This window comes from Asticcacaulis sp. AC460, assembly GCF_000495795.1.
Classification (GTDB): domain Bacteria; phylum Pseudomonadota; class Alphaproteobacteria; order Caulobacterales; family Caulobacteraceae; genus Asticcacaulis.
This window is the reverse complement of sequence record NZ_AWGD01000020.1, coordinates 37,993-59,957: the sequence shown is the minus strand read 5'-3', so window position 1 is coordinate 59,957 and position 21,965 is coordinate 37,993. Positions and strand designations below refer to the sequence as shown.

Genomic DNA, 21,965 nt, shown 5'->3' with positions numbered 1-21,965 from the left:
CAGGCGTCCCGTGAAAATTTCTGCCGCGTAAGACATTCACTCCCGCCGATAGACCACCTTGCCGCCCACCATGGTCAGCACGACCTTCGTATCCCCCAGATCCTCCGGTGCGGTCGCCGTCAGATCACGGTCCAGCACGATCAGGTCGGCATATTTGCCGGTCTCGACCGAACCAACATCGCTTTCAACATGCAAGGCATAGGCCGAGCCCGACGTCATGGCGCGCAGAGCCGCATCCCGGCTCAATCCCGGGTCTACCCCTAGCCGGCCCGGATATTTGGCCTGATCGTCACGGGTCGTGGTGCGGGTGACGGCGACTTTTAGGGCAAACCATTCGTCGAGCGCATCTACCGGCCAGTCGCTACCGAAGGTCAGGCGCGCGCCATAAATCGCCAGCAGACCCGACGGCTCCATGATGGCGTGGCGGTAGGGCCCGAGGTAGTCGCGCGCCCCTTCGATCGTGTCGGCGGCGGGTTTGCCCCACTGGAACGACAGGACCGGCACAGCGTTGAGTTCGGCAAAGCGCGGGAAGTCGGCCGGATCGACGATCTCGGCATGGGCGATGGCCGGACGTATATCCTTACCCGGATGGGTGCGGCGCAGGTCGGCCACGGCATCCAGAGCCAGACGCACGGCGCCGTCGCCATCGGCATGCATATGCGGGTCGATCCCGGCGTCGGCCAGCCGACGCATCGTGTCGGTCAACTGGTCATAACTGAAATACGACTTGGGGCCGCGGTTGCTGCCCGGCCGCCAGTGGGGATCGGATTCACTTCCAGTATTTTCGAAGTATGGCGCCACCATCACGCCGGTAAAGGCCGGCGCCGTGATGACACCATCGAGGAACAGCTTGGCGGTATGGATGCGCAGGCCCGGCTTCACGCCCTGGTCGCCGGTGTCGTAGACATCGCGTTCGCGGACCACCTCGGCGACGGCAGCGGCCGGGTCGTAGTTTTCCGTGACGTCGACCAGGACGGCGAAGTGGCCGCGCGCCGTCAGTTCTCCGCTGCGGTACAAGGTCTGGTAGGCCGTCAAGGTCTCGATATCGGTATAGGCGTCCAGGAAGGTGGTGATCCCCTGCTCGGCCATCAGTTTAAGCGCGATGCGCGCTGCCTTGAGGTTGGTAGCTTCGTCGGGTGGCGGGATCAGCGCCTGGACCTGGGACTGGGCGGCGTCTTCCAGCAGACCGGTCGCCTCTCCGTCGCCGCCGCGGACGATGCGGCCGTCCTTCGGGTCGGGCGTGTCGCGGGTGATTTTGGCAACCGCCAGCCCGGTGGAGTTGACCAGGGCGGAATGGCCGAAGGACGAACGCACCATGACCGGGCGTTTGGTCGTCAGGGTGTCGAGGTCAGCCCGGGTCGGACCGTAGCCGGACGGGATCATGTCCTGCTGGAACCAGTTGATGACCACCAGCCAGTGGTCCGACGGCGCGTCGGCTTCGGCGTCGAGACAGGCCTGGATGCGCCCCAGGAAGTCTTCGCGCGTCAGACGCTCGTAGTTGAGATTGCAGCCGAGCGTACGCAAGCCCCCCGACTGCGGGTGCATGTGCCCGTCGACCAGGCCCGGCATCAGGGTCCGCCCGTGCAGGTCGACCACGGTCGTCTTGCGGCCGGTCAGGGCCTTCGCGCCGGCGTCATCGCCGACAAAGACGATCCTGCCGTCCCTGACCGCCACCGCCTGGGCCACCGTGCCCTTGACGTCCAGGGTCAGGACCTTGCCGCCGATGAAGACGGTTTCGGCCGGTTTCTGAGCGGCGGCGGCAGGAAAGGCCAGGCTGCACAGAGCGGCGGCAAGCCATCCCAGTCGGACGATCGGCAATGTCATACGGCGCTCCTGTGATCACAGTTGCATCATTGCCGCGACGGCGCCGCTGTCAAGCTCACAAAGACTTTTTGGAAAGCCGTAAGGCTGAGCCGAAAAGGGCTGGTTTCGAGAACCGGAGCGGAGCGTACTTCAGTACGTGAGCACCGGAAGCGCAGAAAACGGCACTTTGCAGGCCAGCCGGACGGAGTTTCCAAAAAGTCTTTCACTCCCGCTTGAATTTGCCCACAGTAACGGCTTCGTGCTTCTGGTCTCTCTTCAGTTCGATGACGAAACTTTCCTCCTTTTCGGTCGGACGGCCCCAGTCGCGGTAGAGGTGGACGATGATATTGGTCGCGCCATTGGGATCCAGCCGATCGGCGGCATAAACATTGGCCATTACTTCGTAGACGCCCTTTGGCGCCGTACGCAGCAGATACTCTTCCGGTCCGTAGCCGCGGGTCATGTCGTTCGACAGCCGCCCGCCCAGCAGGGTCCTGGGGTTGCTGTAGATCGAGCGTTCGCCGGACGGCTCGTCCACCCACAGATCCATGTCGGTCTTGTCGGTGTTCCATTCCAGCAGGATGCGGATATCGACGTCCAGCAGCGCCGTCAGTTGTTTCGGCAGGACCGCGGCGATATCGCCCGCCGGCACATCCAGGGCTTTCAGCTTTGCCGCCAGGTGGTTGGCTTCCATCAGCGCGATCAGTTCGATACCGTCATAGTCGTCATCCCACGGCGTCAGAACGACCTCGCACAACAGGACCAGCGCCCGCAAATAGGCGTCGGCGGCCGCGTCTTCATCGAGGCCTCCCGCCTCAAGCCGGGCATCGGTCGCCGCAATGATCGCCAGTGCCAGGTTGCGCTTAGCCTGGGGCTTGTCCGGCGTCATGCGCGCCACCTGCTCATCCAGCCAGATGGCGTCGTCGAAGGCGCCGTAGCGCAGCAGGCGGCCGGCCAGGATGATACGGGTGGTGATGTCGCTGTCGGACAGTTCCAGGGCGGTGCGCGCCACGGCCGGCGCCGCTGTGGCGAAACCGTTGCGGAACATCCACTCGGCCATGTCGAAATAGAAGGCCGGCGTGGCGCCATTGGCCTTTTCCTGCTCGGCAAACACGGCGCGGAAGGCGGCCACGTCGCCCGGCTTGACGCCCTTGAGCGCCCCCAGATAGGGCCGGTCAGGGTTCCATTCCGCCGTTTCGATCTCGATCTGACCTTCGCCCGCCTCCCGGACGCCGGAAGCGTCGCGCTTGGCCATGACGGAACTGTGCAAAGACCGGCGCGCCCCGGTTACCACCACCATCCCGTCGCTGTCCGATTGGGCCTCCATGGCGGGTGGCGTTGCCGCAGGCGCCGGCAGTGCCGCCATTTCGGCCATGGCGCTGTTGCGGTCGTCGCTGCGCCGATTCCGCTTCTGTATCTCCCGCCGCGCCTCACCCAGGCTCAGCGGTTTGGACTCCCACCACAGCACCTGGCTCTCCCAGGCGTCGGTAATGTCCTCCAGCCGCTCGGCCTTGCGCCGGGCGGCTTCGGTGGCGACCTCATCACGGATAAGGGTGTAGTCGTCGAGAAGGGCCTTCGGCGCCGTCGCCGGCGGCGCGATCCCGGCCCGGGCATAGTCGGCGCCGGTTTCAAGTACGATGAAGCTGACGTCCGGCGTGGCGACGCGATACCGCCGCGCCGTCGCCAGGATCTTGTCCGCGTCGGGTGTATCGGTGGCGCCCAGGGCGTCGATCAGCGCCGCGCCCCACGCGACACCGGCGCCGTCATGTTCGATGATCTGTTTCGGGTGCAGCGGAAAGGTGTGCACGCGCTCACCGTCGTCCAGCGCCAGCATGTCGCCGCGCGGCAAGGGACCGACGATGCGGTAATAGTCATCGCCCATCGGCGTGACCGTATAGTCGGCAAGCGAACCGTCGCCGGCAAAGACATCGGCCGCCCGCGGCCCGCGCGCCACCAGAAGCTTCATCGCCGCCTCCGGCCCCAGTTCGGCCAGGTCGACATAGGCGCCCCCATTGCGCACCGAGACCTGGCGCAGCACGTCGCGTCGCGCCTCCGGGTCCGACGAAAGGGTCAGAACCCGGCACGGCCAGCGCCCCGGCTTGAAGCTGTCGATGGTCATGCGGCCATCCGACACGACCAGGCAGATATCGGCGCGGCCAGGCACGGCCTTCTGCAGGTCGGTAAAACGGGTGGCGCCGGTGTACTGGACCTGGCTCAGCGCTTCCAGAATAACCTCCGGCGTCGGGCTGTCGAAATGGCGGACCGTCGGCTTGCCATCGGAAAACAGGACCAGATCGAGCGATTTTGGCGCCGTGCGGGCGACATAGTCGGCGACCAGCCTGGCCTCTGCCGCCACATTCTGCGTGGCGCGCGACCGCGAGGCGTCCCAGTACAGCCGCACGGTTCGCGTCCTGTAGTTGCCGGCCGGTTCGGCGGCGACGATCAGTTCGAAAAACTTGTCGCCATTGCTGTGGCGGGTCAGGGTCAGGGGCTGGTCCGGCTCCAGCCCGGTGACGGCCACCTCCCCCGCCAGACTCACCTTCTCGCGCTCCAGCACGAAAGCTTCGCCGGAACGGGTAAAGGCCTGTCCCGCAAGGGTAACCAATGGCGCCGCCTTCATGCCCAGAGCCGTGACCGTCAGTTTCAACTTTTCGACCTCGCCGCCGGTGGTCACCGGCAGAACGAATCGGCCGTCGGGTCCCAGGGGAGCGATATAGGTGATGCGCACCGTCCGGCCCGCGCCGGGCAGGATCGGGAAGATGCGCGTGCGGAAGGCATTGCCGGTAACCTCGCCCAGGCCGGGATCGACGCCTTGCCGCAGTTGCTCCTCATAGGCTTCGCGGGCCTGTTCGCGCGGCTGAAGGACTCCGTCGACCATGACGCCGTCGATATCCAGGGCATAAGCCGTCACCGAGGCGCCGATCGGCAGGGCCAGGCTGAAATCGCCTTCCAGCGCATCCTCGGTCGGATTGGCAAAGGTGACCAGAAGGGTGGTCTGCGCCATGCGGCCGGCGATATCGATCTTGATATCCAAAGTCGAAATCTTCAGCGCGGCATCGACGTCCTCGCCGCGATCGTTGCGGATGTTGTGCGCCACCAGTTGCAGCGCCGGCGCGGGCGGTTTTACGGCTGTTTCCGCCCAGGCCGGGGCACCCGCCACCAGCCAGGCCGCCGTCATCATCAAAAGTGCCGTTCTTCGCATGTCCCCGCCCCCGTTTGTCAACCCGCGCCGACGCTGCGACGGCATCGTGGCAAAGTGAAGGCAGGACAGGCAGGGCCGGAACCTGCATCGCAATGCAGCATAACCGCGATTTTCGGCTTGAGTCTGCGGCCATGCGGCGCATATAATTGCAGTTGAGACCACTATCACGTTTAGGTGTGGCGGCGACCGGCGATTCGGGTAAATTTTCCCTTTATGCACGGCGAATCTGAGCTAAAACGCAATTTCCCTTTGTGTTTGGCCCGCCGGAAGGCTAAATCTGAAACCTCAGCGTTCACGTATCGTAACCGATTCCTTCAGCCATGTGAGCCTCGCGTTACCAAAACGGCTTGCATTCTTGCGCGATGCAAACAAGTTACGACATTGAACGGTCTAAAAGTTTTTATGGATTGCTCATGAAAAAGATAGAAGCCGTCATCAAGCCCTTCAAGCTCGACGAAGTGAAGGAAGCCCTTCAGGAAATCGGGGTTCAAGGCATGACTGTCCTGGAGGCCAAGGGCTACGGCCGCCAGAAGGGTCACTCGGAACTCTACCGGGGTGCCGAATACGTTGTTGATTTTCTTCCGAAGATCAAGATCGAGCTGGTCGTGGCCGACGACCTTGCCCCCGCCGCCCTGGAGGCCATCCAGACCGCGGCGCGCACCGGCAAGATCGGCGACGGCAAAATCTTCGTGAGTGACGTCCAGGACGTCGTTCGCATCCGAACCGGAGAGTCCGGACCACAAGCGGTCTAGGTCTTTCTTTGTAATTAACGGCTTAACGGGGCGTCAAACATGACTTCTGCCGACATTCTCAAGCTCATCAAGGAAAAGGACGTCAAGTATGTTGACGTGCGCTTCTCCGACGTGCGCGGCAAAATGCAACACGTAACCTTCGACATCGACCTGGTCGACGAAGACTTCCTGGATGACGGCACCATGTTCGACGGTTCGTCGATCGCCGGCTGGAAGGCGATCAACGAGTCGGACATGAAGCTGCGTCCCGACCTGAAGACGGCCTATATCGACCCCTTCTATCAGCAGACCACCCTCTTCCTGTTCTGCGACGTCGTGAACCCCGACACCAACGAGCCGTATAACCGCGACCCGCGTTCGATCTCCAAGAAGGCCCTGGCCTATGTGAAGTCGGCCGGCGTCGGCGACACCGTCTATTTCGGCCCGGAAGCCGAATTCTTCATCTTTGACGACGTCCGCTGGTCGATCACGCCGGAAAACACCGGCTACGCCTATGACGCCTCGGAACTGCCGGGCAACTCGGCCAAGGTCTACCCCGAAGGCAATATGGGCCACCGCCCGGGCATCAAGGGCGGCTACTTCCCCGTCAACCCGGTCGACTCGGCGCAGGACCTGCGCGGCGAAATGCTGGCCGTCATGGGCGAACTGGGCATGGAACCGGAAAAGCACCACCACGAAGTGGCGCCGGCCCAACACGAACTGGGTCTGAAGTTCTCGGACATGCTGACCATGGCCGACCGCCTGCAGCTGTACAAGTACGTCGTCCACAACGTCGCTCACGCCTACGGCAAGACGGCCACCTTCATGGCCAAGCCGATGTTCGGCGACAACGGTTCGGGCATGCACGTCCACCAGTCGATCTGGAACAACGGCAAGCCTTTGTTCGCCGGTGACAAGTATGCCGGCCTGTCCGACATGTGCCTGTGGTACATCGGCGGCATCATCAAGCACGCCAAGGCCATCAACGCCTTCTCGAACTCGACGACCAACAGCTACAAGCGTCTGGTCCCGGGCTACGAAGCCCCGGTGAAGCTGGCCTATTCGGCCCGCAACCGCTCCGCCTCGATCCGTATTCCGTGGGTGTCGTCGCCGAAGGGCAAGCGTATCGAAGCGCGCTTCCCCGATCCGATGGGCAACCCGTACCTGACCTTCACCGCCCTGCTGATGGCCGGCCTCGACGGTATCGAGAACCGCATCGATCCGGGCGCGCCGGCGGACAAGGATCTGTACCACCTGCCCCCCGAAGAGCAGAAGAACATCCCGGAAGTCTGCGGCAGCCTGCGTGAAGCTCTGCAGAGCCTGGACAAGGACCGCGCCTTCCTGAAAAAGGGCGGCGTCATGGACGACGACTTCATCGATTCGTATATCGACCTGAAGATGGAAGAAGTCATGAACCTGGAACTGCGCCCGCACCCGGTCGAGTTCGACATGTACTACAAGTGCTAAGGATTGCTGCCTGACGGCACTTGTCATTTGCCACAGGCATTACCATCTGCTACAGGCCGCCCCGAAACGGGCGGCCTGTTTCGTTTCCGGCCGATTTTCCGGTAAAACGCCCTCAATTGTCATACAAATTTTATTTCACTTGAAACCAAATTAGTTTCATCCGTAACCACATCTATTTATGGTGTTTTGGCGCGCTTTGGCCACAATTTGACACATAAATGACGCAAACGGCACCGCGAACCGGCCTAGTCCTGCGTTAAGCGCACATTAGTCTTTTCGATCCCCCGAAGTCACGGCACTGTGAGCATGTGCAATATCCGCTTATCCAAGGGGGATACTTTGAAAACGTGGATCAAACTCTCGAGGGCCGTCGCTGCGGCTGCCGCCCTCCTTCTGGTGGCCCCCGCCGCCAGCATAGCTTTGGCTCAGGACACTGCGGTGGCCTCTGCTGAAGCCGTTGCTTCCGATGCCGCCTCGGCGGTCGAGGAAGCGGCACCTGCTGCTGAAGCCGCTCCGGCGGCTGAGGCACTGTTGCCATCCCAGGTCCCGCTGGTGTCGGATCCGGCGGCCACCACCTATCTCATCTTCTGTACCGCCATGGTGCTGATGATGACCCTGCCGGGCCTGGCGCTGTTCTACGGCGGCATGGTGCGCAGGAAGAACATCGTCGCCACCGTGACCCAGTCGGTCGCCATCACCTGCTTCGTTTCGGTTGCGTGGTGGGCGGTCGGCTACTCTCTGGCCTTCGGCAAGGTCGCGGAATCGATCTTCGGCGTTCCGGCAGACACCGCGAACCTCTTCTTCGGCGGTTTCGACAACCTGCTCCTCGCCAAGACGACCATGGCTACGGCCTACAATAACGGCTTCGTCGCTGGCATTTCCGAATATACCTGGATTGCTTACCAGCTGACCTTCGCCATCATTACCCCGGCCCTGATCACCGGTGCGTTCGCCGAACGCGTCAAGTTTTCGGGCCTGATCCTGTTCATGATCCTGTGGTCGCTGCTGGTTTACGCGCCGATCTGCCACATGGTTTGGGGCGGTGGTCTGCTGGGTCAGGCTGGCGTTCTCGACTTCGCCGGTGGCGCCGTCGTTCACTGCAACTCGGGCGTGGCCGGCCTGGTCGCCGCTCTGTTCCTGGGCCGCCGTAAGGGTTACGGCTCGGAAAACATGGCGCCGAACAACGTCGTGTTCGTCATGGTTGGCGCCTCGCTGCTGTTCGTCGGCTGGATCGGCTTCAACGCCGGTTCGGAATGGGCTGGCGACAACATCGCTTCGGTCGCTCTGCTGAACACCATCCTGGCGGCCTGTATGGGCGGCATCTCCTGGAAGGTTGTTGAGTGGATCTTCCGCGGCAAGCCGTCGCTGATCGGCATCCTGTCCGGCCTGGTTGCCGGTCTGGTTGTGATCACCCCGGCTGCCGGTTTCGTCAACCCGATGGGCGCCATGATCTGCGGTGCGCTCGCCGGTCCGGTCTGCTACATCTCGGCTACCTGGATCAAGAAGCTGCTCGGCTACGACGACTCGCTCGACGCTTTCGGCATCCATGGTGCCGGTGGTTTCCTGGGCGCCGTCCTGACGGGCATCCTGTGCGATCCGAAGATCAACAGCCTCGGCAACCCCGGCATGGAACAGGTCATGAAGCAACTGTACGGCCTGGGCATCACGATTGCCTGGTCGCTCGTCGGTACCCTGATCATTCTTATCATCTGCAAGTTCACGACGGGCCTTCGGGTGTCGGAAGCTGATGAAGAAGCCGGTCTCGACTCGACCCAGCACGACGAAGTCCTGGATCACTAAAACCACCCATCTTAACCAGAAACTGTTGCACAAAAGAGATAGGGCGCTTCTTCGGAAGCGCCCTGTTTTCTTATAACACACCACGTTTCAGCGCGGACCGCGCGAACGACTGGGCATTTTTGACACACCCTCGGGTTTTGTAGTCACACCCCTTTGACACCTGTCACAAATGTGTAAATCTGTTTGCACTGCAAAAGAAACATAAAATTCTGCACGGGAAACGCCTTGGGTCGGGTTAGGCACATAACTCATCTGAGGAACAAGAACATGAAGAAGATTCTCCTGGCCGCGACCGCCCTCGCCGCCCTCGCTTTTGCTGGTTCGGCTTCGGCCGAAGGCGCCGTCAGCTACAATATCGGCGTCACCAGCGACTACGTCTTCCGCGGCTGGACCCAAACCGACGGCAGCCCCGCCATCCAGGGCGGCGTCGACTACGGCAACGGCATCTTCTATGCCGGCGCCTGGGCCTCGAACGTCGATTTCGCCGACTACGAAGTTGACCTATATGCCGGCGTGAAGCCGGTTGTCGGCAACTACACCTTCGACGTCGGCGTCGTGACGTACCAGTACGGTGACGAGCTGCTGAACGCCACGGAAGCCAAGGCCGCCGTGACCTACGCCCTGCCCAAGGGCAGCATCGGCGCCGCCTATTACTACAATATCGATTTCGATGACACCGCCTACTATGAAATCAACGGCGCCTATCCGCTGACCGACAAGCTGACCCTTTCGGGCGCGGTCGGCGAGCAGGAACTGGGCGGCGCCAAGTATTCGGTCGGCAACATCGGCGTCACCTACGCCTTCAACTCGACCCTGGGTCTGGACGCCCGATTCTCGGACACCAACATCCCGGAATGGTTCAAGCCTTCGGGTCCGCGCCTGGCCGTTACGCTTAAGGCCGCCTTCTAATAACCCGGAGGGGTTTTTCGTCAGGGTCGCTCTCCCACGGAGGGCGGCCCTTTCTTTTTGCGCCCGCGAGACCGCAGCGCAGCAATAAAATCATTTATTTATCAGTGAATTAAATATGACAAATTTAGCAATACAGGTTTCGCCCACGAAAATCACCGTATCGAATAACGCCTCTACGGCCCTGTAAAATTGCCGTAAGCCTTTGAAATAGTCGTGGTAAATATGCATCAAAGCGTTGCTAAACGACCTTGGGGGCTATACCGCTTCGCTTTTTTTGGTACATTAATCTAGGTTTTACCGACACACCTCACCGATCCAAAAAAGCCGTGGCTCATGTCGCAACGGCGCAAACCAAGGAACTGGGAATTTACTATGAAAAAGACTCTTCTTGTTGCCGCTGTCGCCCTCAGCGCCCTGTTTGCCGGCGCAGCCTCGGCCCAGGACGCGGGCGAGCTGAGCTTCAACATCGCCGCCACCAACAACTATGTCTGGCGCGGCGTCAGCCAAACCGATGACAACGGCGCTCTGCAAGGCGGCGTGGACTACAAAAAGGGCATGTTCTACGTCGGCGCCTGGGGCTCCAACGTTGACTTCGGCAACGAAACCGCCAACACCGAGGTGGACCTGTATGCCGGTCTCACCCCGACCGCGGGCGACTTCTCGTTCGACTTTGGCTACATCCACTACATGTACCCGGATCAGTGCGACGATTGCGACTTCAACGTCGGTGAACTGAAGGCCGCCGTCAGCCACCCGATGGGCGCTGGCTCGATCGGCTTCGCCATGTATCTGCCGGCCGAAGACCTGGCTGACCCGTACTATGAAATCAACGCTTCGCAGCCGATCGGCGACAAGTGGACCGTTTCGGGCGCCATCGGTAACTACGAAGCTGCCGGCTACACCACCTGGAACGCTGGCGTGACCTACGCCATCACCGACTCGCTGTCGCTGGACATGCGCTATTCCGACGCGTCGCGCGTCGCTGGCGTGGACCTGCCGGACAACGTGTATGCCACTCTGAAGGTCGGCTTCTAATCGACCGAATGTAAATGGGCCATGCTGGCCTGGTAACGAAATCGGCCGCAAGTCCTCGTGACTTGCGGCCTTTTTCTTTGTGCACGCCTTGCCAAAGCAGGCGTTTCGCTTACTTGATTTGCAACGAATCACTTCAAAGTATCGCTTATGACGTCGTCTACTCCGCAGCCCAATCTGTTCAACGGTGGTGAGGAACCGGAAGGCTCCCCCTCCTCCGTACCTGAAAAGCCTTCCGCGCCCGAAAAGCGTCCCGCCCCCAAACTTGTCGCGGCCGAACCTGTGAAAACTCCTGAACCGCATACACCTGATTCGGATTATGGCGCGTCCAGCATCGAAGTGCTGGAAGGGCTGGAACCCGTGCGCATGCGTCCGGGCATGTATATCGGCGGAACGGATGAAAAGGCGCTGCACCATCTGTTCGCCGAAGTCCTGGACAACGCCATGGACGAAGCTGTGGCGAATCACGCCAAGGCGATCTGGGTTGAGCTGGATGCCGATGGCTATGTCAGCGTCCGCGACGACGGCCGCGGCATCCCCGTCGATCCGCACCCCAAATACCCGGGCAAGTCGGCGCTGGAAGTCATCATGACGGTGCTGCACTCGGGCGGCAAGTTCTCCGGCAAGGCCTACGCCACCTCCGGCGGTCTGCACGGGGTCGGCGCCTCGGTCGTCAACGCCCTGTCGGAGCGCCTGGAGGTCACGGCGTGGCGCGACGGCTTCGAATGGCAGCAGAACTTCTCCCGCGGCCACTCGCTGGCCCCCATCGAGCAGATCCAGCCGTCGAAGAAGAAGGGCACGAAGCTGCGCTTCCTGCCGGATGTCGATATCTTCGGGTCCTCGGCGCATTTCAAGCCCGCGCGCCTGTACCGGATGACCAAGGCGAAGGCCTATCTGTTCCGTGGCGTGCAGATCTTCTGGAAATGCGCCCCGTCGCAGATCCACGACCAGACGCCGCCTGAGGACAAGTTCTACTTCCCCAACGGCCTGGCAGATTACCTGGCCGAGCGGGTCAAGGACACCGACGCCCTGACCGAGATCTTCTCGGGCCGCGTTGAGCGTAAGGACGATGCCGGCGCGGTCGAATGGGCGGTGGTGTGGTCAGGCGCCGGGTTCGACGACCATGACAGCTTCGTTCAGTCCTACTGTAACACCATTCCGACGCCCGACGGCGGCACGCACGAGGCCGGGTTGCGCGCAGCCCTGACCCGTTCGCTGAAAACCTATGCCGAAATGACCGGTGACAAGCGGGGCGGCCTGATCACGGCGGAAGACGTGGCGGCCTATGCCGGCATCGTCATCTCGGTCTTCATCCGCAATCCGGAATTCCAGGGCCAGACCAAGGACCGCCTGTCGTCAACCGACGCGGCACGTCTGGTGGAACGCGCCCTGGCCGATCCGTTCGATCACTGGCTGACCGGCTCGCCCAAGCAGGCCGAGAAGCTGCTGCAGTTCATCATCGAAAAGGCCGAAGAGCGGCTGAAGAAGCGCAAGGACAAGGAAGTCCAGCGCGCTTCGGCGACGCGTAAACTGCGCCTGCCGGGCAAGCTGGCCGACTGTTCGCGCCAGGATGCCATCGGCACCGAACTGTTCATCGTCGAAGGCGACTCGGCCGGCGGCTCGGCCAAGCAGGGCCGTAACCGCAATACCCAGGCCATTTTGCCTTTGCGCGGCAAGATCCTGAACGTGGCTTCGGCGACGGTGGACAAGCTGCGGCAAAACTCCGAACTGTCGGATCTGGGCCTGGCCCTGGGCGTCCAGCCTGGCGCCAAGTTCAAGGAAGAGGATCTGCGTTACGAGCGGATCATCATCATGACCGACGCCGACGTCGACGGCGCCCACATTGCCAGCCTTCTGATCACCTTCTTCTACCGCACCATGCCGGCCATGGTCCGAAACGGTAACCTGTACCTGGCCATGCCGCCCCTGTACCGGATCGGCCATGGCAAGGAAGTGCACTACGCCAAGGACGACGCCCACCGGGCACAGATCCTGGCCAAGCATTTCAAGGGCAAGAAGCCGGAAATCGGCCGCTTCAAGGGCCTGGGCGAGATGATGCCGGCGCAGTTGAAGGAAACCACCATGGATCCGAAGACGCGGACCCTGGCGCGGGTGACCTTGCCGCACGACGAAGAGGATATCGAGGATCTGGTCGAGACCCTGATGGGGCGTAAGCCGGAGCTGAGATATCGCTATATTCAGGATCACGCCGAGTTTGCGGCAGAAGACCTGGATGTCTAACGGGGTTTGGGGCCTGCGGCCCCAAGTCTTCCTCTTCTTTCTTCTGACCTCGCCCCCTTGGGCGAAGTCAGAAGAAAGAAAAAGAAAGAATTTGTGGGGTCGCAGACCCCACACCCCGTTACGCATCCATTGACTACCGCACCGCAAAAGCGCAATGAACGGCCATGACCAAGTTTACAGATCTGGGCCTGGGTGCCGAAGTCCTCAAGGCCATTGCCGAAACCGGCTACGACACGCCAACCGCCATCCAGGAGCAGGCGATTCCCGTCGCGCTCACCGGCCTCGACGTCCTGGGTATCGCCCAGACCGGTACCGGTAAAACCGCCGCCTTCACCCTGCCGATGATCGAGCGCCTGGCCGCCGGCCGCTCCAAGGCCCGCATGCCGCGTTCCATCGTCCTGGCCCCGACCCGCGAACTGGCCGACCAGGTCGCTGAAGCCTTCGAAAAATACGCCAAGTATCATAAGCTCAACTGGGCCCTGCTGATCGGCGGCGTCTCCATGGCCGACCAGGTCGCCAAGCTGGACAAGGGTGTTGACGTCCTGATCTGTACCCCCGGCCGCCTGCTCGACCTGTTCGAACGCTCCAAGGTCCTGCTGACCGGCGTCCAGATCATGGTAGTCGATGAAGCCGACCGCATGCTCGACATGGGCTTCATCCCCGATATCGAGCGCATCTTCAAACTGACCCCGCCGACCCGCCAGACCCTGTTCTTCTCGGCCACCATGCCGCCGGAAATCACCCGTCTGACGACGCAGTTCCTGCGCAACCCGGTCCGCATCGAGGTCTCCCGCCCCGCCTCGACCAACGAAAACATCACCCAGTATGTCCTGCGCGTTCCGCATAAGGACCCGCGCGCCAAGCGGATCGCCCTGCGCGCCCTGCTCAAGACCCTGGATATCAAGAACGGCATCGTCTTCTGCAATCGCAAGACCGATGTCGACATCGTTGCGAAATCCCTGACGGCCCATGGTTTCAATGCCGCCCCGATCCACGGCGACCTGGACCAGGCGCTGCGGATGCGGACGCTCGACTCGTTCCGTAAAGGCGACCTGACCCTGCTGGTGGCTTCCGACGTTGCCGCCCGCGGTCTCGATATCCCCGATGTCGGCCACGTCTTCAACTTCGACGTCTCGCACCATGCCGACGACTACGTCCACCGCGTCGGCCGCACCGGCCGTGCCGGACGCAGCGGCGAAGCCTACCTGCTGCTTTCACCCGCCGATGAAAAGAACTACGACAAGGTCGTCAAGCTGATCAAAAAAGATCCCGCGGTCCTGGAGCTCGACGTCGACTACAGCGCTTTGAGCGAATCACCACGTCAACCCGGACGCGAATCGTCGAAGCCGCGCACCCGCAAGGATCGTGATCACGCCCCCAAGGGTAAACGCGACTTCGAAGCGGACATGCAACCGATTGAAAAACCGGTCAAACCCGCAAAAAAAGAAGCCCCGACCCCGGCCCCAGAAGCGATCGAAACCCGCCCTGAAAAGCCGGCGCGTCGTGAGAAAAAGTCTGAAAAATCAACCGATAAGCAGAGGGTCGAGAGCCCCTTTGGTGATCACATGCCGGCCTTCCTCCTACGGCCAGTTGTGATCAAGGCGGATTCCTGACGAAAAAGTAACCGGCGTTAACCGCCTGTCAGAACAATTCCTCTAATGTCCATCCGTCACGGGACAAGTGACCCTAGAAAGGGACGCCAGAGGGATTGATGAGCAACGATATCGAAATCAGCGTCAGAAGCCCCGCCGCCTATGCCTTGGCGGGCGAAGCTCTCCGGCTGATGCAGGACCACGGCGTTTGGCCGACACCGCTCAACTACGAACTCTGGCTGTACGTTGCCGGCGACCCTGACGGCGCCCTCGCCCAGGAAATCCACCGCCTGATCAAGGCGGGCGAAACCATTACCGAAGAAATCTCCGAAAGCCTGGCGGCCAAGTTCATCGCCCGTCTGAAGATGAATGACGAAGTCCGCGACGCCGGACTGAAACTGACCCGCGAACTGGCCTCGATCACCGAAGTCATCATCGAAGCCCAGAAGGCCCAGAAGAACTACGGCGAAACCCTGGAAGGCGCGCGCAAGACCATGAGCGCCGTCGATGCGGCCGCTCTGAAGGGCCTGATCGACAGCCTCACGGTCGCCACCAACCAGGTTCTGACCCAACACAGCGTCCTGGAAGGCCGCCTGTCGGAGTCCTCGCGCGAAGTCACCCGTCTGCGCAAGCACCTGGACCAGGTGCGCATGGAGGCCATGACCGACGCCCTGACCAACCTGGCCAATCGCAAATCCTTCGACGAAGCCCTGGACGCCCACTGCGACACGGACGACGTCACCAAGCCGCTAACCCTGGCCGTCATCGATATCGACCACTTCAAGCGCTTCAACGACACCTGGGGTCACCAGACCGGCGATCAGGTCCTGCGTTATGTCGCCTCGGTCCTGGCCCGCATCGGCCGTCCGCCGCGCATGGCCGCCCGTTACGGCGGCGAAGAATTCGGCCTGCTTTTCCCCGGCGAAACCGCCCCGACGGTCGAGCGCCTGCTGAACGAAGCCCGCACCGAAATCGCCTCGCGCGTTCTGAAGCGCCGTTCGACCAATGAAGACCTGGGTACCGTCACCATTTCGGCCGGTATCGCCCAGCGCACCTACGGCGAAGACGCTTTCGACCTGCTGGACCGCGCCGACAAGGCCTTGTATCTGTCGAAAAACAACGGCCGCAACAAGGTCACCGTGGCCGAAGGCGAAAGCCGCGGCTCCAACGCAGCCTGATATCGCCGGACTTATCACGCGCTTTAGGCCTTGACTTCAAATTTGAACAATGTTCAAATAACTTGTCTTCCGGGGCCTCATTGTCATGAACAGCTTTCTCTTTTCCGTTGCCTACTGGTTCCTGTCGGTCACCTATGGTCTGACCGCCCTGTTCCTGACCATCTTCCCGGGCCGCAAGCCGGTGAGTTGGGTCATCAAGCGCTACACACGGCGCATGGTCCAGGCGATGGAGATTTTTGCCGGCATCAAGCTGGAGGTGCGCGGCCGGGACCGCTTGCCCGACGGGCCGGTCATCTTCGCGTGCAAACACCATAGCTGGGGTGACGGTTTCTGCATCTATTCGCAGTTCGGCGACCTGGCCTTCGTCACCGGCGACCATCTCGAGAAGTTCCCGCTGATGGGCAAGCTGCTGCAGAAGCTTGGCGCCATTGTCGTCAACAACTGTGGCGGCCACGAAGCGCGCAAGAACCTGGCCTCGCGTTCGGCGGATGCTGCCAAGGACGGCCGCAGCATCCTGATCTATCCGGAAGGCCACCTCAACGCGCCGGGTACCTACCGCAAATACCGGTCGGGCGTGTGGCACATGATGAACAATTTCAACATGCCGGTTGTGCCGGTGGCGACCAATCTGGGCCTGTTCTGGCAGGAAGAGCATTACAAGAAGACGCCCGGCACGGCCGTTCTGGAATTCCTCGATCCGATCGAGCCGGGCATGGACAAGAACGCTTTCCTGGATCTGCTGCGTGACCGGATCGAAACGCGTTCACAGCAGTTGATCGCCGAAGCCACGGGCGAACCGTTTACGCCGTCCGTGCTGGTGGCCGGGTAAGGTAAAGTTAATCGGCTTGTACGATTATTGGGATAATTCCTTCACCGGAGATGTCCCATGGCGCGACGCTTTCATGTCAGAGCCCAGATCGACGAAGACCGCCATCGTATCGTCTTCGTCATTGCCGGTGAGATCGATAGCCGCGTGCTGATCGATTACTTCATCGACGTCTATGCAGGACTGGCCGAACCCTGGGCCTACGAGCGTCTGTTTGACTATCGCCGCGCCGAAGGCCTGGTCGATTTCGACGAAATCACCCGCCTGGCGGCCTGGTGGCAGGACCGGGTCGGCAACCGCGACTACAGTTCGCGCGTCGCGGTGGTGGTCAACAATCCGCTGGACCACGCACGCGTCCATGTCGTCAGCGCTCTGTTCCCGCGGGAAATCCGCGAAGCCTTCACGACCGTGGACGAAGCCATGGAGTGGCTGGACGGTACCCCCACCCGGCTGCGGGCATAAAACACCGTTCCGTCGACACGAATCGTGGTCTCCTCAAAGAAAATACAAACGGGGAGACACCATGCCAATGTCCCTGGTCAGTGTGACCGTCGATGAAACGCGACGCCTGATCACGGTGCGCCTCATCGGCAACGAACCCGGACAGGTCTATGTCGACCAGGCCCTGGCCAACTACGACCGCATCGACCAGCCGTGGCGATACAACCGCCTGATCGATTTGCGTCAGTATCGCGGTTTCATGGCCCTGAGTGAAATCGAACAGGTGGGACGTTATTGGGCGAAACGGATGGTCGGCCGTATAGAGCGCCCGCGTATCGCCCTCCTGACGCGCGATCCATTGGCGCATGCGCGCATTCGTTCCGTGGGAGCGATGTTCACCGACATCCATTTCCGCGCTTTCAAAAGCCGGCGCGAGGCGATGGACTGGCTGGCTGAAATGGAAGCGGCCGTATAGAGCGCTATTCGATCCGAAAGAATCGAAATGGCGCTCTAAAATGCCGCTTCAACTTCAATCTCAATGAGCTGCTTTTCATCGAACAGGCGCTCGATCTGCACCCACGTGGCCGCTGGGTAGACGTCATCGACGTAGAACTGTTTGCGGATAGCGATCGCAGCCTTCACCGCTTCTATGTCACGGGTGTAGATGGTCTCGATGACCACAGCTTTGCTATCCAGGCCATGGGCTTTAAGTATCTCAGCAATTTCGGCATAGATGTTGGACGTCTGTTCAGCCACCGTGGCGCCCTGGGCCGTGACGCCGGAAATATAAAGCGTGTCGCCATGACGAACCGCGCGCGCGTAGCCGATGTCTTTTTCCCATGGCCGATAGTCGTCACGCTTCACCTCGGCATGGACCGGCGTCGCCATCAGGAAGGCCGCCAAAGTGATCAAACCCCAACGCATACCCGCCTCCCCTGATCTGATGCTTTATTCCGCCGCTGCCGGCTTGATGGTCACGCTTTCGCCGCAGCCGCAGGCATCGGTCTCGTTCGGATTCCGGAACACGAACTTCGACGCCAGCTTGGTGGTCTCGTAATCGATCACGGTCCCGACCAAATACAAAACCGCCTTCGGATCGATCAGCACCGTGACGTCCTTGTCGGTGATGACTTCGTCCAGCGCGCCGATGTCCTCGGAATAGGACAGGACATATTCCTGGCCGGCGCAACCACCCTGCTTCACGCCCACGCGCAGGCCGGCATAGGGCTTGTCGGCGCGGGCCATGATCGTCTTGACCTGGTCGGCAGCTGCCTCGGTCAGGGTGACGATGGCCGGGCGCGGACGGCGGGGACGCGGCGCGATGTTGGGGGTGGCTTCCATGATCAGAACATATTCAGTTGCAGCTTGGCTTCATCGCTCATGCGAGACGACTCCCAGGGCGGTTCGAACACCAGGTTGACCTCGGCCGACGCGACACCCTTGACGCCCATGACGGCCTGTTCGACCCAGCCCGGCATTTCACCGGCCACCGGGCAACCTGGCGCGGTCAGGGTCATGTCGACCACGACATGGCGGTCGTCGGAGACATCGACGCGATAGATCAGCCCCAGTTCGTAGATGTCGACCGGGATTTCCGGGTCGTACACCGACTTGAAGGCAGTGATCAGCTCATCGGTCAGCCGGTCGAGTTCGGCCTGTTCCAGCGCCTGCGGCTGGTTGGCCCCCATCTCGTCGAGGCTGAACAGGTCCTGGGTCGGGGTTACGTCATCACTCATGCGAAGAAACTCTGTGCTTTCTCGACAGCCTCGGCAAGGATGTCGATCTCGGCTTGTGTATTATATAGGGCGATCGAGGCGCGAACGGTAGAGGTCACGCCCAAACGGGTCATCAAAGGTTCGGCGCAGTGGGTGCCGGCGCGAACGGCGACGTTATAGCGATCCAGGATCTGCGCCACGTCATGGGCATGGGCCTGGCCCAAAGAAAAGGTCAGGATCGAGCCCTTTCCCGGCGCCGTGCCATGGACACGCAACGAATTGATCTGGGTCAGGCGGTCATAGGCGCGCTGATACAGGGCGTGTTCATGGGCCTCGACCTCGGCGCGGTCGAACTGGTTCAGCCAATCGATCGCCACTTTAAGCCCGATGACCTCCAGGATCGCCGGCGTACCCGCTTCGAAGCGGTGCGGCGGTTCGTTCCAGGTGATCTCGTCTTTGGTGACGCGGCCGATCATCTCGCCGCCGCCCTGCCATGGCGGCATGTCATGCAGCAGTTCGGACTTGGCGTACAGCACGCCCAGGCCTGTCGGGCCATACAGCTTGTGCGCCGAGAAGACATAGAAGTCGGCATCGATCGCCTTGACGTCGACCTTCAGGTGCACAACGCCCTGGGCGCCGTCGATCACCACCTTCGCGCCGACCGCATGGGCTTTAGTGGCGATCTCGGCGACCGGGTTGATGGTCCCCAGCACATTCGACATGTGGGTGACGGCGACGATCTTGACCTTGGACGACAACATGGCGTCGAACGCCGCCATGTCGAGGCTGCCATCATCCAGCATCGGTACATAACGCAGCACCGCGCCCTTGCGCTTGGCCAGCATGTACCACGGCACGATGTTGGCGTGATGCTCCATCTCGGTCGTCAGGATCTCGTCGCCGGCCTGCAGGCGATCGCCCCAGCTATTGGCGACCAGGTTGACGGCTTCGGTGGCCGACTTGGTGAAGACGATCTCATTCGTTTCCGCGCCGATAAAGCTCGCCACGGTCTCGCGGCCGGCCTCATAGGCGTCGGTGACCTCATTGGCCAGGCGATGCAGACCCCGGTGCACATTGGCATAAGAATGCCGCATGGCGTGCGAGATGGCCTCGATCACCGCTTCCGGCTTCTGCGCCGAAGCGCCGCTGTCGAGATAGACCAGAGGCTTGTTGTTGATCACGCGGCTCAGGATCGGGAAATCGCTGCGGACCTTTTCGACATCAAACGGCATGATAGTCCTCCGCCTCATGTTCGAGGAAGTCCAGCACCGCCGCCTTCAGCACCTCATCCGGAATGGCGTCGGCCACCGGCATGACGAAGGCATGGGTTAGCAGGCCGCGCGCCGTGGCTTCATCCATGCCGCGCGCCTGACAGAAGAACATCGCCTCCTCGTCTAGTGCGCCGATGGTGTTGCCATGGGCGCATTGCACGTCGTCGGCGTAGATTTCCAGCTCCGGCTTGGCGCGGATATGGGCGCCGTCGTTCAGGATCAGCGCCTGGTGCCGCATGCGAGCGTCGGTACCATCGGCGCCGCGTTCGACCAGGATCCGTCCCTGAAACACCGCCGTCGCCTGATCCTTGACCAGACCACGGATGGTCTGGCTGGTCACGCCATCGACTTCACCATGGGTGACACGCGTCGTCAGATCGAAATGCGCCTTGCCTTTCAGCAGGTAGGCGCCGTCCAAAGTCACCTCGGCGCCATGGCCGGCATGGTTGAGATGCGTCTCGAAGCGCGAAAATTGTGCACCGGCGGAAAACACCGCCTGATGGACCTTGGCACCCGGCTTTGTATCAATCGTTGATCGTCTTATCGACAGGGCATTAAGCGGTTCATCCAAAACAACAATTCTGATGAATCCACTGTTTTGTCCCAGGCTTATCCCCAGTTCGGTATGGGCGGCATAGGCGCCCTGGCCTTCGTAGGTCTCAAACACGGTCAGGCTTTGATCGTCAGCCACCTGCAAAACGGCGCGGCCCTGATGGCCGACGACCGGTCCGGTGACGCCTTCGTCCAGATGGCGAATCCACAGCCTGCCGTTCGACGCCGCCAACGCTTCGTTCAGGCCGTCATAATTGCCGTTGCGCACGGTAAAAACGGCGAATCCCTGCGCTGCAAACCGCGACACCAGATCAACATTGATAACCTTGTCTTTCTGGGGAATTTCGCGCAAGGCCCGCGACAGGTCGCTGTACTTCCACTCCTCGACCCGACGGTTCGGGTAGGATGATTGGTCGAACAGATCGAGCGGCATCAACTGCGTCACGCCGCCACTCCCAGATATTCGTCATAGCCGCGGGCTTCCAGCTCCAGCGCCAGTTCCGGACCGCCCGATTTGACGATGCGGCCGGCGACCAGGACATGGACCTTGTCTGGCTTGATATGGTCCAGCAGGCGCTGATAGTGGGTAATGACCAACATGCCACGATCGGACGAACGCAGGGCATTCACCCCATCCGACACAACCTTCAGCGCGTCGATATCGAGGCCGGAATCGGTCTCGTCCAGGATCAGGAACTTCGGCTCCAGCATGGCCATCTGCAGCACTTCCATGCGCTTCTTCTCGCCGCCGGAAAACCCGACATTGAGCGGCCGCTTCAGCATGTCCATGTCGATCTTCAGCGACTTGGCGACTTCGCGCACCCGGCGCAGGAAATCCGGCGCCGACACCTCGTCCTCGCCGCGCAATTTCCGTTGCGCATTCAAGGCCGTACGCAAAAAGGTTAAGGCCGGAACGCCGGGAATTTCGAGCGGATACTGGAACGACAGGTACAGGCCGGCCGCCGCGCGTTCATGCACGCCCTTGTCCAGCAGATCCTCGCCATTGAAGGTCGCCGTTCCGCCGGTGACGCTGTAGTTCGGCCGCCCCGCCAAGGCGTAGCCGAGTGTCGACTTACCGGCGCCATTGGGTCCCATGATGGCATGGACCTCGCCATTGGGCACAGCCAGGGTCAGGCCGTTCAGGATGGTCTTGGTGTCGACAGCGACGGTGAGGTTTTGTATCGAAAGCATTGTTTTATCTTCTC

At 61.4% G+C, this 21,965-nt stretch carries 19 protein-coding genes; 11 read left to right on the top strand and 8 right to left on the bottom strand.

Going from position 1 to position 21,965, the window contains the following annotated elements:
* Positions 1-36: 36 nt before the first annotated feature.
* Positions 37-1,824 (bottom strand): amidohydrolase, encoded by a 1,788-nt coding sequence (locus ABAC460_RS35920; RefSeq protein ID WP_023453544.1) that lies wholly within the window; start codon positions 1,822-1,824, stop codon positions 37-39.
* 202 nt (positions 1,825-2,026) lie between these two features.
* Complete coding sequence (locus ABAC460_RS35915; RefSeq protein WP_162150322.1) at positions 2,027-5,005, bottom strand: VIT domain-containing protein; 2,979 nt, start codon at positions 5,003-5,005, stop codon at positions 2,027-2,029.
* A 413-nt stretch (positions 5,006-5,418) separates the two neighbouring features.
* Between ABAC460_RS35915 and ABAC460_RS35910 the strand changes: the two genes are divergently transcribed.
* From ABAC460_RS35910 to ABAC460_RS35865, 11 genes are all read left to right on the top strand, one after another.
* Positions 5,419-5,757 (top strand): P-II family nitrogen regulator, encoded by a 339-nt coding sequence (locus tag ABAC460_RS35910; RefSeq protein WP_006274230.1) that lies wholly within the window; start codon positions 5,419-5,421, stop codon positions 5,755-5,757.
* 39 nt (positions 5,758-5,796) lie between these two features.
* A complete protein-coding gene (gene glnA / locus ABAC460_RS35905; RefSeq protein ID WP_023453542.1) occupies positions 5,797-7,203 on the top strand; it encodes a type I glutamate--ammonia ligase in 1,407 nt (468 codons plus the stop codon).
* Between the two features lie 339 nt (positions 7,204-7,542).
* Complete coding sequence (locus ABAC460_RS35900) at positions 7,543-9,003, top strand: ammonium transporter (RefSeq protein ID WP_235075804.1); 1,461 nt, start codon at positions 7,543-7,545, stop codon at positions 9,001-9,003.
* Positions 9,004-9,270: 267 nt separating this feature from the next.
* On the top strand, positions 9,271-9,912 hold the full coding sequence (locus ABAC460_RS35895; RefSeq protein ID WP_023453540.1) for a TorF family putative porin: 642 nt from the start codon (positions 9,271-9,273) through the stop codon (positions 9,910-9,912).
* Positions 9,913-10,284: 372 nt separating this feature from the next.
* A complete protein-coding gene (locus ABAC460_RS35890) occupies positions 10,285-10,947 on the top strand; it encodes a TorF family putative porin (RefSeq protein WP_023453539.1) in 663 nt (220 codons plus the stop codon).
* A gap of 147 nt (positions 10,948-11,094) precedes the next feature.
* Entirely contained in the window at positions 11,095-13,185 is a 2,091-nt protein-coding gene (gene parE / locus ABAC460_RS35885) for a DNA topoisomerase IV subunit B (protein WP_031236785.1), read from the top strand.
* 164 nt (positions 13,186-13,349) lie between these two features.
* Positions 13,350-14,798: a DEAD/DEAH box helicase gene (locus ABAC460_RS35880; RefSeq protein WP_023453537.1), complete on the top strand. Its 1,449-nt coding sequence runs from the start codon at positions 13,350-13,352 to the stop codon at positions 14,796-14,798.
* A 98-nt stretch (positions 14,799-14,896) separates the two neighbouring features.
* Entirely contained in the window at positions 14,897-15,955 is a 1,059-nt protein-coding gene (locus tag ABAC460_RS35875) for a GGDEF domain-containing protein (RefSeq protein ID WP_023453536.1), read from the top strand.
* Positions 15,956-16,040: 85 nt separating this feature from the next.
* Positions 16,041-16,784: a lysophospholipid acyltransferase family protein gene (locus ABAC460_RS35870; RefSeq protein ID WP_023453535.1), complete on the top strand. Its 744-nt coding sequence runs from the start codon at positions 16,041-16,043 to the stop codon at positions 16,782-16,784.
* A gap of 57 nt (positions 16,785-16,841) precedes the next feature.
* Positions 16,842-17,243 carry an STAS/SEC14 domain-containing protein gene (locus tag ABAC460_RS0124620; RefSeq protein WP_023453534.1) on the top strand — a complete coding sequence of 134 codons (402 nt, stop codon included), beginning with the start codon at positions 16,842-16,844 and terminating at the stop codon, positions 17,241-17,243.
* A gap of 61 nt (positions 17,244-17,304) precedes the next feature.
* Positions 17,305-17,697, top strand: coding sequence for a hypothetical protein (locus ABAC460_RS35865; RefSeq protein ID WP_155914640.1), 393 nt, complete (start codon positions 17,305-17,307; stop codon positions 17,695-17,697).
* 35 nt (positions 17,698-17,732) lie between these two features.
* On the opposite strand, the gene ABAC460_RS35860 is transcribed toward ABAC460_RS35865, so the two are convergent.
* The 6 genes from ABAC460_RS35860 to sufC are packed head-to-tail and all read right to left on the bottom strand — an operon-like array spanning position 17,733 to position 21,951.
* A complete protein-coding gene (locus ABAC460_RS35860) occupies positions 17,733-18,146 on the bottom strand; it encodes a Rid family hydrolase (protein WP_023453532.1) in 414 nt (137 codons plus the stop codon).
* 24 nt (positions 18,147-18,170) lie between these two features.
* Positions 18,171-18,563: a HesB/IscA family protein gene (locus tag ABAC460_RS35855; protein WP_023453531.1), complete on the bottom strand. Its 393-nt coding sequence runs from the start codon at positions 18,561-18,563 to the stop codon at positions 18,171-18,173.
* Positions 18,564-18,565: 2 nt separating this feature from the next.
* Positions 18,566-18,958, bottom strand: a complete 393-nt coding sequence (locus ABAC460_RS35850; RefSeq protein ID WP_023453530.1) for an SUF system Fe-S cluster assembly protein — start codon at positions 18,956-18,958, stop codon at positions 18,566-18,568.
* Positions 18,955-20,169: an aminotransferase class V-fold PLP-dependent enzyme gene (locus ABAC460_RS35845; protein ID WP_023453529.1), complete on the bottom strand. Its 1,215-nt coding sequence runs from the start codon at positions 20,167-20,169 to the stop codon at positions 18,955-18,957. The genes ABAC460_RS35850 and ABAC460_RS35845 overlap by 4 nt, the downstream gene beginning before the upstream one ends.
* Positions 20,159-21,205, bottom strand: coding sequence for a SufD family Fe-S cluster assembly protein (locus ABAC460_RS35840; RefSeq protein WP_023453528.1), 1,047 nt, complete (start codon positions 21,203-21,205; stop codon positions 20,159-20,161). The genes ABAC460_RS35845 and ABAC460_RS35840 overlap by 11 nt, the downstream gene beginning before the upstream one ends.
* The gene (gene sufC, locus ABAC460_RS35835) at positions 21,202-21,951 is read right to left on the bottom strand and encodes a Fe-S cluster assembly ATPase SufC (RefSeq protein WP_023453527.1); all 750 of its coding nucleotides are present in this window, start codon (positions 21,949-21,951) and stop codon (positions 21,202-21,204) included. Before sufC ends, ABAC460_RS35840 begins: the two co-directional genes overlap by 4 nt.
* Positions 21,952-21,965 lie beyond the last annotated feature (14 nt).